Origin of the sequence: Variovorax sp. 3319 (genome assembly GCF_031456585.1) — a bacterium.
GTDB lineage: Bacteria > Pseudomonadota > Gammaproteobacteria > Burkholderiales > Burkholderiaceae_C > Variovorax > Variovorax paradoxus_P.
The window spans coordinates 180147-191673 of record NZ_JAVDUZ010000013.1 but is presented as its reverse complement, the minus strand read 5'-3'; the positions used below and the strand labels follow the sequence as shown (position 1 = coordinate 191673).

The window sequence follows — 11527 nt, the reverse complement described above, 5'->3', positions numbered from 1 at the left end:
CAGCCTGCCTCCATGGTGCGCGTGCAGTGGCGCTACCCGTTCGCTCACCTTCCAATATTCAAATCCGAGACAAAAGGACCTTCCATGACCTCGATGCCCTCCATCCGCTTTACCCGCCGCACGCTCGCCCTGGCCGCAGCCGCCTTGTTGGGCCTCTCGACCGCGGCCATGGCCCAGGACATCCAGGAACGCACCATCAAGTTCGGCCATCTGAACAACCCCGACCACCCGACCAGCTTGGGTGTGCGCAAGTTCGCCGAGATCGTCGCCGCCAAGAGCGGCGGCAAGATCAAGGTGCAGGAATTCGCGGCCTCCCAGCTTGGCAACGAGTTGCAGCAGCAATCCGCACTGCAAGGCGGCGTGCAGGAAATGCTGGTCGCCTCGACCACGTCGCTGAACGGCATCGTCAAGGAATTCGGGCTGCTCGACTTTCCGTTTCTCTTCGCGAATGCCAAACAGGCCGACGCGCTGGTCGACGGCCCCCTGGGCAAGATGCTTGCCGCCCGACTGCCTGACAAGGGCGTGATCGTGCTGGGCTTCTTCGACCTGGGCTTTCGCAACGTGACCAACAGCAAGCGCCCCATCATGAAAGGCGCCGACCTGGAAGGGCTGAAGCTGCGCGTGATTCCGAACCCGGTGTTCCTGGAAACCTTCAAGACCTTCAAGGCCAATCCGGTGCCGATGCCCTTTGCCGAGCTGTACGGCGCGCTTGAAAGCAAGGCTGTGGATGGCGAGGAAAACCCCTTCGCGGTGATTGCCTCGAGCAAGTTCTATGAAGTGCAGAAGTATGTGAGCGGCACCAACCACGTTTACGCCACCAATCCGATCCAGATCAGCAAGCGCTTCTGGGACAAGCTCTCGGCGACGGAGCACAAGATCCTGCAGGACGCAGCTATCGAAGCCCAAAACTGGCAACGCGTGGTCAGTCGCGAGGCCTCGGCCAAGGCACTGGGCGAACTCACGGCCAAGGGCATGCTCTACAACGACGTTCCGCCCGCCGAGCTGGCCAAGATGCGTGCCGAAGTGCAGCCCGTCTACGACAAGTTCTCCGCAGCCTACGACCCGGCCATCGTGACCCTCTTCAAGTCCGAACTGGAACGGGTGTCGAAGTTCTGAATCCCATGAAAATACTTGTCCTCCACGGGCCGAACCTGAACTTGTTCGGCCGCCGCGAACCACACATCTACGGCACCACGACGCTCGCCCAGATCGACGACATGCTGGCAAAACTGGCCGGGGAATTGGGCGTGGCGCTAGCTACCATCCAGTCGAACCACGAAGGCGCGCTGATCGATTTCCTGCACCAGCACATCGACACGGCGCAGGGCGCGCTGGTCAACCCCGCCGGGTTGACCCAGCATGGCGTGCCGCTGCATGACGCCATCAAGGCCATGCCGTTCCCGGTCGTCGAGGTGCACATGTCGAACCTCGCGACACGCGAGCCCTGGCGCCACCATTCGATCATCTCGCCTGCGGTGAAGGGCACGATCCAGGGTTTCGGCCCGCGCTCGTACCTGCAGGGCCTTCGGGTCGTGACCGACATTGCGCGGGAAGCGCAGCCTCCTGTCACGAAAAGCTGACATGGGCAAGTTCGTCGACAAGGCCTGCAAAGGCATCGAGTTCCTCATTGCTCTCGGCCTGGCCGTCATGGTCGTGCTGGTGTTCGGCAACGTCGTGTTGCGCTACGGCTTCAACTCGGGCATCACGGTGTCGGAAGAGCTGTCACGCTGGCTGTTCATCTGGGGCACCTTTCTCGGAGCGCTGGTCGCACTGCGTGAGCACGGTCACCTCGGCATCGACATGGTGGTGGGGCGGCTGCCGGTCATCGGCAAGAAGATCTGCCTCATCGTCGGCCACGCGCTGATGATCTTCATCGTGGTGCTGCTGGCCATGGGCAGCTGGGAGCAGGTCAAGATCAACCTGGACGTCACAGCGCCGACAACCGGCTGGTCCATGTCGATCGTCTACCTCTCGAGTCTCGTGTTCGGCGTGCTTGCGTGCGGCCTGCTGCTGCTGGATTTATGGAAGGTCATCACCGGCCAGCTGTCAGACGATGAACTGGTCATGGTGCAGGAGTCGGAAGAGGCCGTGCAGCTCAAGCAGGTGCTGGACGATGCGCGCCAGCCGGACCAAACCGTGGGAGCGCGGCCATGACCATCTTCATTTTTATCGGCTCGCTGCTTGCCGCCATGGCCTTGGGCATTCCTATCGCGTTTGCGTTGCTGGCCAGCGGTGTTGCGCTGATGTGGCACCTGCAACTGTTCGACGCGCAGATCCTGGCGCAGAACCTGGTCGGCGGCGCCGACAGCTTCCCGTTGCTGGCCGTACCTTTTTTCATGCTGGCCGGCGAGATCATGAACGTCGGCGGCCTGTCGCGGCGCATCGTCGACCTGGCGCTGGCGCTGGTCGGCCACATCAAAGGCGGCCTTGGCTACGTGACCATCATGGCGGGTTGCCTGCTGTCGGCACTCTCGGGCTCGGCCGTGGCGGACGCGGCCGCGCTCACGGCGCTGCTGCTTCCGATGATGGTCAAGGCAGGGCACAACAAGGTGCGCGCTGGCGGCCTGATCGCATCCGTGGGCGTGATCGGCCCGGTGATTCCGCCCAGCATCGGGCTGGTGATCTTCGGTGTGGCGGCCAACGTGTCTATCTCCAAGCTCTTCCTTGCGGCCATTGTGCCGGGCCTGCTGATTGGCGGCGCGCTCTGGGTCACCTGGGCCTGGCTGGTGCGGCGCGAGGACATCGTGCCGCCGCCGCGCAAGTCGGCTACAGAGATCATGAAGGCGTTCCGCGACGCCACCTGGGCGCTGGTCCTGCCGGTCATCATCCTCGTCGGCCTGCGCATGGGCGTGTTCACGCCCACCGAGGCGGCCGTGGTGGCTGCCGTCTACGCCCTGTTCGTTTCGACCGTGGTCTACCGCGAACTCAAGCTCCCGCAGCTGTACCAGGTGTTCGCCGCCTCGGCCAAGACCAGCGCCGTCGTGATGTTCCTGATTGCCGCGGCCATGGTCAGCGCCTGGCTGATCACCGTCGCCAACCTGCCGCGAATGGTGGTGGACCTGCTCAAGCCTTTCATGGACAGCCCGATCTTGCTGATGGCCGCCATCATGGTGCTGGTCATGGCCGTCGGCACGGCGATGGACATGACGCCCACCATCCTGATCCTGACGCCTGTGTTGATGCCCGTCGTGAAGGCCGCAGGCATCGACCCGGTCTACTTCGGGGTGCTGTTCATCATCAACAACTCGATCGGGCTGGTGACGCCGCCGGTGGGCACGGTGCTCAATGTGGTGGCGGGTGTCGGCAAGATCAGCATGGACGATGTCACCAGGGGAGTCGTTCCATTCATGATCGCGGAGTTTGCGGTGATGTTCCTGATGGTGGTTTTCCCCAAGCTGGTGACAGTTCCGGCAAGCTGGTTCTACTGAGGTTCGACATGGCACTTTTAGGCAATGCTGCAGTCGCCATGTGGTGGGACATCCTGCCGGCGCAACGCGAGGAGTTCCAGGAGTGGCACTCCCGCGAGCACTTTCCGGAACGCATGGGCATCGGAGGTTTTTTGCGCGGCTCACGCTGGTCGAACATTGACGGCGGAACCGGGTTTTTTGTGATGTATGAGCTGGCATCGTATGAAACCCTGACCTCTCCGGGATATCTGCAGAGCCTGAACAACCCGTCGAGCTGGTCGGCAAAGATGATGCCGCACCACCTGCACATGGTTCGCAGCCAGTGCAAGCTGCTCAGCAGTTTCGGCGCCGGACTCGGCCACGCTGTGCTGACGATTCGGCTTTCACCTGCCAACGGGCAGGAAGGGCCCTTGCTTGCCTGGCTGGAAAAGCTGCTGGCGCGCCAGGCAGAAAGCAGAGGCATCGTCGGGGCGCACCTCCTGCAAACCCGAACGCCCGAGGCAGCCATGACGCAAGAGCAAAAAATCCGCGGCGGGGATGCCGCCGCCGACTGGATTGTCTTGCTGTCTTCCTATGAGACGGCGGCCCTGCAGCACGCGCTGGCCAACGAGCTATCGCCGCAGCGTCTCCAGGCTGCAGGCGCCCTTGCGGCCATGACACACGACATCTACGCTCTGTGCTATTCACTGGGGAAGCATGATTTGAAACCTGCCGCGCAGGGCGGGGCAGCGTAAGTCCCCGTCGATCCGGTGTCCTATCTTTCGCCCACGCAGGCAGGTGACCTGCCGGCTGGACGCCGCGGCAGGAACCAACAGCACGGCGGCAAATCCACACACCCCGCCTGAAAAGGAGAACATCGAGCACTTATCCACACCTGAAGCCCTCAGGGCGGTCTCGCGGGCCTGCTGTAATCACTCCTTTCCGCGACCCGATCCACGCATACGCTCCCATGACACGCTTTCTTCACACGGCCGACTGGCAGATCGGCCGCCAGTTCGCTACCTTCGATGCCGAGCATGCGCCAATCCTGGCGGAAGCCCGCATCACCGCGGTCGAGCGGCTTGCGGCGCTGGCCACCGAACATGGTGTGGATGCCGTGCTCGTCGCCGGCGATGTCTTCGACATGCAGACCGTGTCGGAGCGCACGCTGCGCCGCCTGTTCAATGCGCTGTCGGGCTATGTGGGCCCCTGGCTCATGATCCCGGGCAACCACGACGCCGCCCTGGCGGAAAGCGTTTGGACGCGCGCGCAGCGCCTGGGCGTGGTGCCACCCAACGTCCATGCGTTGCTGGTTCCCGAGGTGCGGGTGTTCGAGGAGCAGGGCTTTGCGGTGCTGCCCGCGCCGCTTGCCCAGCGCCACACCTACACCGATCTCACGGCGTGGTTCGACGCGGCCGAAACGCCCTCAGGCATGTTGCGCATCGGTCTGGCGCACGGCAGCGTGCAGGGCGTGCTGGCCGAAGACATCGACTCGGCCAACCCGATTGCGCCCGATCGGGCAGCGAGTGCGCGGCTCGACTACCTGGCGCTTGGCGACTGGCACGGCTGCAAGCGCATCGACGCACGCACGTGGTACGCGGGCACGCCGGAGCCGGATCGTTTCAAGGACAACGGGTCGGGTCAGGCACTCCTGGTCGACATTGCCACACCGGGCGCAGAGCCGCAGGTCACGCAGCTGGCGGTCGGCCGCTTCCGGTGGCGGTCCATTGCCGCAACGCTGCAGGTGGGCAGCGATGCCGATGCCCTGATCGCGCAACTGGAGCCGCTTGACGCGCACGACGTGGCGGAACTGCGCGTGCATGGCAAGGTCGACGTTGCGGGCCTGCAGCGCTTGCAAGAGGCTATCGGCCGTGCGGAGGCGCGGGCGCGCCATCTGCAGGCCGATCTCGCGGCGCTGCGGCTGGTGCCTACGGACGAAGACATCGCCGGGCTGCAGGCCGACGGCTACCTGGGCGAGGTGGTGCAGGAACTGCGCGACGCGCAGGCCAGCAGCGACTCGAACGAGGCGCGTGTGGCGCAGGACGCAATGGCCCTGCTTGCAGCCGAGCTTGCGCAGCGTGCACCGGCTGTGGCGCCGAAAGAGGAGGGCGCCCGGCCATGAAGCTGCAGATCACACGCTTGCGCGTCGAGCAGATGCGGCGCTTTCGCTCACCGCTGGAGCTCGGCGGCTTCGAGCCCGGGCTCAACATCGTGGCCGCGCCCAACGAGGCGGGCAAGAGCACGCTGGTGCGCGCCATTCGCGCAGCCTTTTTCGAGCGCCACCGTTCCACGGCCGTGGAAGACCTGCGGCCTTGGGGCGAGGGCAGTGGCGCTGCGCCGCTGGTCGAACTCGACTTTCTGATCGACGGCCAGAGCCATCGGCTGGTGAAGAGCTTTCTCGGCAAGAAGCGTTGCACCCTGGCCGTCGGCACGCGCTCCTTCGACGGCACCGACGCCGAAGACCACCTGGCGCAGCTGTTCGGGTTTTCGTTCGCCGGAAAGGGCGCAAGCAAACCGGAGAACTGGGGCATTCCGGGCCTGCTGTGGGTAGAGCAGGGGCGCGGGCAAGAGCTGGACGTGAGCCATGCGCGCGATCATCTGCACGACGCGCTTCGCGACCCTGCAGGCGATTCGGCTGCGGCGTTGGCCGCGAGCGGCGGCGACGCAATACTCGACAGCCTGCGGGCCCAGCGCGACGAAATTCTGACCTCGACCGGCAAGCCGCGCGCCGCCTACGCCGAAGCCATCGCGCAAGTGGCCGAACTGGAAGCCGCGCTTGGAGCAATCGACGCGCAGGTCGCCACCTACCGCCAGCAGGTCGACCAGCTCGCGGACATGCGCCTGCAGCACCGGGCCGACGAAATCGCCCGCCCCTGGGAGGTGCTGCGCGAAGAATTGCTCGCCACGCAGCGCCGCAACGACGCACTGCAGGCGAGCCAGGAGCAATTGCGCAGCGACCGTGCGCGCCTGCAGCAGCTGCACGAAACCCGCGACCTGCTCGCGAAGGAACTGGCCGGGTTGGCGCAGCAGCAGGCCGAGGTTCAGGCACGCGGGCATGCCTGCGAGCAAACGGCCGGGCAGCTGCAAGACAGCAACACCGCGGTGGACCATGCGCGCCAGTTCGCGGCAGAAGCACAGCGCCGTGTCGACAGCGCGCGCGACGCCTGGCGCGTTGCAAGCCAGGAAGCCCAGCGCCGCAATCTCCAGCAGTTGCTGCAACAGGCGCAAGCCGATGCAGCCCGAAGCACCGAAAGCATCGCCCGTGCGGATGAAGCCCAGGCACGCCTGGCGGCATTGCAAGCGACGGCCGCCGCGGCGCCGAAGATTCGCGCGGCAGACGTCGAGCAGTTGCACAAGCTCGAGCGTGCCGAGCGCGACGCCGATCTGCGCCGCCAGGCCGTGGCCACCCGGCTGCAGTTTGTGCTGCCTGAAGGCCAAGCGCTCGAACTGCAAGCCCGCAGCGAAACCCACGATTTGCGCGGGCAGGGCGAACGGCTCATCGACGCACCCGCCACGCTGCACCTGCCCGGAGGCGGGCGGTTGGTCATCACGCCGGGCGGCGACGACCTGGTGGCACTTGCGCGCGCGCACGGCGACGCCCGCGATGCGCTGCGCGCGGCGCTGCGGGCCCATGGCGTTGCCGACATCGCGGAGGCCAGGTCGCGGCTTGGCATTTCGGCCGATCTCGATGCGCAGATCAAGCTCGCGCAGCAGGCGCTCGGCATCGTCGCCCCGCGCGGGCTCGACACGCTTCGCGCCGAACTCGTGCAGGCCCAGTCGCGCGTTGCCACCGCGCAGGCGGCGCTCGAACGCCTCCCCTCGCAAGCGGCAGAACCCGCCCTGTCGATCGAGGAAGCCGAAGCTGCGCAGCAGGCCGTGGCAGTGGCCGAGCAGGCCGCGCAGAAGAAGCTTGCCGAAGCACAGCGCCGCCAATCGGCGGCACAGGAAGCGAGTGCTTCAGCACAGCGCGAACTCGCCTCTGCGCAGGCTGCGCTAGCGGACCCAGGCCGGCAGCAGCGCCATGCGCAGGCCAGCAAGCAATGGCTGGCAGTGGGCGCCGAGGCCGAGGCACTGACCGCCCGCATTGAGCAGACGAGTGCCGACGTGCAGGCCGCGCGGCCGGACATCGTGCTGCAGGACATCGACAGGCTGCAGCGCAGCATCGAGCAGCTCACGCGCAGCCATCAGCTGCGACGCGATCAGTTGCTGGTTCTTGAGAACACGCTGCAGCTGGCCGGGGCACAGGGCCTGGAAGAACAGCGCGAAGCAATGGCGGGCCAGCTGGCGCAGGCGCAGCGCCGTCAGGCCGAGCTGCAACGCCGTGCCGACGCACTCGCGCTGCTTTGCCGCAAGCTCGAAGAGAAACGCCAGGCCACGCTGACGCGGCTGCAAGCGCCGTTGCAGGCGCGCATGCAGCACTACCTGCCGTTGCTGATGCCGGGAGCGACCCTGCACATGGACGCCGGGCTCGCGCCCGCCACGCTCACGCGCCTTGGCACCAGTGGCGCCGTCGAGAGTGGCCCGCTGCAAGAGCTGAGCTTCGGGGCGCGAGAGCAACTGCGGCTCATCAGCCGCTTCGCCTATGCCGACCTGCTGCAGGAAGCGGGCCGCCCGACGTTGCTGATCCTCGACGATGCGCTGGTGCACAGCGATGCGCCCCGGCTGGCGCAGATGAAGCGGGCGCTGTTCGATGCGGCCCAGCGGCACCAGGTGCTGCTGTTTACCTGCCATCCGGAGCACTGGCGCGACATGGGGGTCGAGCTGAGGTCGTTGAACCAAGGCTCGCCCGGTTAGGGAGCGGCCCGCCGTCCTGTTGCGGGCGACTTTCCGGTCCGGTGGACGTGCACCAATGCCTACGCCGCGTCCACTCTTTGTTCGAGCACGCCCAGAAGCTCCAAGGGGTCGAAAGGCTTGATCAGGTGCGCGTCGAAACCCGCGGCGCGTGCACGTGCCTTGTCCGATTCCTGGCCCCAACCCGTGGCGGCGAGCAGAAAGGCTTGCCGGCCCCAGGGGGTGCGCCGCACTGCCTCGGCAACCTCATAGCCCGTGAGCTTGGGCATGCCGATGTCCAGAATCAGCACGGAGGGCCGCACCGCCTCTGCGATGTCCAGTGCCTGGGCGCCGTCCGTTGCAACATGCACCTGATGGCCTTCCATGCGGAGCAATTCCGCCAGGAGGGTTACGGCGCTCAGGTTGTCGTCGGCAATCACGATGCTCGCGGCGCGACGCCCGCTTGTCGTGAGCACCGGAAGCGGCTTCTCCAGTTCCGGATTCGGCGGAACGCTGCCGACGGGAAGCCGTACGACGAAGCGGCTGCCTTTTCCGAGGCCTGCGCTTTCGGCAACGATGGTGCCGCCGTGTGCGGCGCATATGGCGCGTGACAGGGCGAGACCAATGCCAAGACCGCCCTCGGGGCGATGCAGCACGGCGCCCTCCTGCGAGAACATCTCGAAGATGCGTTCGAGCGACTGCGGCGTCAACCCCATGCCGTTGTCGCCGACCACAAACTCGCAGAACTCGCCCGCGCTAGACGCACAAACCTCGATGCGGCCACCCGCCTGGGTGTATTTGGCGGCGTTCGTCAGAAGGTTGGTGATGATCTGTGCAAGGCGAACCGGGTCGGCCTGGAGTGCCAGGTTGTCTTCGACCTTCAACGTCACCGTGTGATTTCGTCTGCGTATCTCGGAGCCGGTGTTTTGCAACGCCAGCTCTATTGCAGTGCGCGCATGGACAAGCTCCTTCTTGACCGTCATGCGGCCGGTCTTGATGCGGCTGGTGTCGAGCAGGTCGTCCAACAGCCTGGAGATCTGGAAGACTTGCGTGCGAATCATTTCCGCAGTGTTCTGCGTAGCCGGGTCGGGCGACTGCTTGAGCATTTGCGCGGCAAGGCCTATGGGGGCTAGCGGGTTGCGCAGTTCATGCGCGAGCACCGCCAGAAACTCGTCCTTTTTCTGGTCGGCCTCGCGCAGATCCTGTTCCATCTGCTTTCTGACCGTCGACTCTTGCAGCACACCGAAGATGCTTGCGACAGCGCCGGCATCGTCGGTTTGCGGCGTTCCCCAAACCGAGAGCCACCGCGGCGGATGGCTGCCGGCCAGCCGATACTCTTCGCGGTAGGTCATGCCGGTGCGAACGCTTGCCCGGACCGCGTCTAGCGTGCGTTCCCTGTCATCCTCATGAATGAGTCGAGCCAGTTCATGCCAGGTGATGGGGGCCACCGGAACACCGAAAAGTGCTGCCGCGCGCGGCGACAACGAAACCACATCCGTGGCGGCGCTCCAACTCCAGTCGCCCATCTCCGCGGCGGCCAGCGCAATGTTCAAGCGCTCGTTGGTCAGCTGCATCGCGTGCTGGGCACGGGTGCGCTGCAGGCTTTCCCAGCATCGGCTGCAAACCAGCTGGACCAGTTCGATCTCTTGCTTGCTCCATTGTCTTGGCGTGCGCTGGTGCACCGCCATGGCTGCCACGAAGCGGCCGTCCTTGTGCAGTGGAACGCAGATCACGGCCTGGATGGCGGTGAGGCGGTAGGCACTCAGATCCATGCCTGCCGCTCGCGGGTCCGTGTCGATGTCGTGGACCACGTAGGGGAGGTTGGCCCGCATGAGCTGAAGGCAATCCAGCCCGAACTGGGAGAACGTGTAGCGCCCGACGATGGAATCGACGCCGCGGCTGAAATCCCCGGTGAGAGTGAAGTGGTCCTCGTCGGGATCGACTTCGGCATAAGCGCACCGGTTGACCCCCATGTGCGTTCCCAGCAACCGCGCCGTGATCTGCATGACTTCCGCAGGGTCGCTCAGTGGCTGCGTCGTCCTCGCAAGGCTGTCCAGAAAGGCGATCTGCGAGTCCAGGTCCGCGATAGCGCCCGCCCTTGCGTCTGATCGGAAAGGCGGTGCGGCTTCTGGACTCACGGATGGTCTCTGGTGGAATGAAGAATACGTTGGCGGGCCCTTGATGGACGGTCTAGCGAGTGGATCATTGCGGCTCTGCGGCCCGTGTCAGCCGGATTCGCTATTTACGAGGCCCACACACCTTGCGCAGCTTCATGCATGCTGTTGCGACGATCATTGCCGCTCTCGCTGCCTGCACGGTCGAAAAAACCGGGCGGGCCCTGGTCATCCAGGTACGAGGGCATGGCGCTCAGTCGGTAGCCCTGGCCCCAGATGGCCTGGAGCCGGAAGCGCAACCCGAGCTTTCTGCGCAAGGTCGATACGCAGACGTCCAGCGTGCGTGAGAGAACGCTGTTCTCGACCTTTCCGCCCCACACATTCGCAAAGAGCCATTCCCGCGTCAGGAGTTGGTCGACGTTGCGAAAGAAGGCGACCGCCAGGTCGAACTCGCGGGGCCTCAGCTTGATGGGCGTGCCGGCAAACTCCGCCTCGTCCTGGTCCAGCATGAAACGATAGCCCCCCCATTCGATCACCCGCGGGGGAATGGGCATTTGCCGGCGCACCAGCGCGGCTTCCAGCAAGCGGTAGGTGCCTTCGAATGACGATGGCGCGTGCGCCACGACTGAAAAGTCGTCGCCGTATAAAGCCGAGATCGTCCGGAACTGGCGCTTGCAGGCGCCGAGGACCAGCGGCACCTGCTGCCCCAGGATGCCGCGGACCTGGCCGATGAGCGGCTGGAAGGCCGCGGGATCGTGCGGACAGGCAAGCAGCAGCAAGCCGAAGTTTGCCGCGTCGCCAGCGCGCTCCCGAAGCTCGTTCACGTGGCTGAAAACCACAGGCACATGGCCCAGCCTGCAGATTGCCCGCCTCGCGAGCTCTCTGGATCGAAGGGATGAATCTAGGACGGCAATTTGCAAAACAGGCTACCGAATCGACGTTTCAGGCAGGGCCGCGCTCTTTGATGGCGGGCCGGACGGCGGACGGCGCGGTCAAATGACCCGCAGTCCTCCAGCTTTAGCGCCAGGCGCGGGGACGCGAACCGGAAACTCTTCGTGCTGCATTTGCAGCAAAAGCCAGAGCGGGAGTTGAGTGCCTGGGCGGATTCGCGCGGGCTCGGTTCCAAGCCGCTTCGTTTCTTCGCGAAGCCACTCGGCGTTTTCGGAGAGGCGCGTGACGACTGCATTGAGGGCAGCGACCTTTTCACCCAGGTCGGAAGCGCACTGGGAATGGGTCAGATCATTCATCGACAAATCT

The 11527-nt window shown here is 65.2% G+C and carries 10 protein-coding genes; 7 read left to right on the top strand and 3 right to left on the bottom strand.

What is annotated here, in order from left to right; all coding sequences use genetic code 11:
* Positions 1–84 precede the first annotated feature (84 nt).
* From J2X67_RS24340 to J2X67_RS24310, 7 genes are all read left to right on the top strand, one after another.
* Positions 85–1116, top strand: coding sequence for a TRAP transporter substrate-binding protein (locus tag J2X67_RS24340; protein ID WP_309957320.1), 1032 nt, complete (start codon positions 85–87; stop codon positions 1114–1116).
* A 5-nt stretch (positions 1117–1121) separates the two neighbouring features.
* Positions 1122–1580, top strand: coding sequence for a type II 3-dehydroquinate dehydratase (locus J2X67_RS24335; protein WP_309957318.1), 459 nt, complete (start codon positions 1122–1124; stop codon positions 1578–1580).
* Position 1581: 1 nt separating this feature from the next.
* Positions 1582–2154 carry a TRAP transporter small permease gene (locus tag J2X67_RS24330; protein ID WP_309957316.1) on the top strand — a complete coding sequence of 191 codons (573 nt, stop codon included), beginning with the start codon at positions 1582–1584 and terminating at the stop codon, positions 2152–2154.
* Positions 2151–3428 carry a TRAP transporter large permease subunit gene (locus tag J2X67_RS24325; RefSeq protein WP_309957314.1) on the top strand — a complete coding sequence of 426 codons (1278 nt, stop codon included), beginning with the start codon at positions 2151–2153 and terminating at the stop codon, positions 3426–3428. The genes J2X67_RS24330 and J2X67_RS24325 overlap by 4 nt, the downstream gene beginning before the upstream one ends.
* Before the next feature lie 8 nt (positions 3429–3436).
* Entirely contained in the window at positions 3437–4141 is a 705-nt protein-coding gene (locus J2X67_RS24320) for a hypothetical protein (protein WP_309957311.1), read from the top strand.
* A gap of 215 nt (positions 4142–4356) precedes the next feature.
* A complete protein-coding gene (locus J2X67_RS24315; protein WP_309957309.1) occupies positions 4357–5508 on the top strand; it encodes a DNA repair exonuclease in 1152 nt (383 codons plus the stop codon).
* Entirely contained in the window at positions 5505–8180 is a 2676-nt protein-coding gene (locus tag J2X67_RS24310) for an AAA family ATPase (RefSeq protein WP_309957308.1), read from the top strand. Before J2X67_RS24315 ends, J2X67_RS24310 begins: the two co-directional genes overlap by 4 nt.
* A 59-nt stretch (positions 8181–8239) precedes the next feature.
* On the opposite strand, the gene J2X67_RS24305 is transcribed toward J2X67_RS24310, so the two are convergent.
* From J2X67_RS24305 to J2X67_RS24295, 3 genes are all read right to left on the bottom strand, one after another.
* Complete coding sequence (locus tag J2X67_RS24305; RefSeq protein ID WP_309957306.1) at positions 8240–10294, bottom strand: ATP-binding protein; 2055 nt, start codon at positions 10292–10294, stop codon at positions 8240–8242.
* Positions 10295–10398: 104 nt separating this feature from the next.
* Entirely contained in the window at positions 10399–11115 is a 717-nt protein-coding gene (locus tag J2X67_RS24300; RefSeq protein WP_309957304.1) for a helix-turn-helix domain-containing protein, read from the bottom strand.
* 147 nt (positions 11116–11262) lie between these two features.
* A complete protein-coding gene (locus J2X67_RS24295; RefSeq protein WP_309957302.1) occupies positions 11263–11517 on the bottom strand; it encodes a hypothetical protein in 255 nt (84 codons plus the stop codon).
* Positions 11518–11527: the final 10 nt, after the last annotated feature.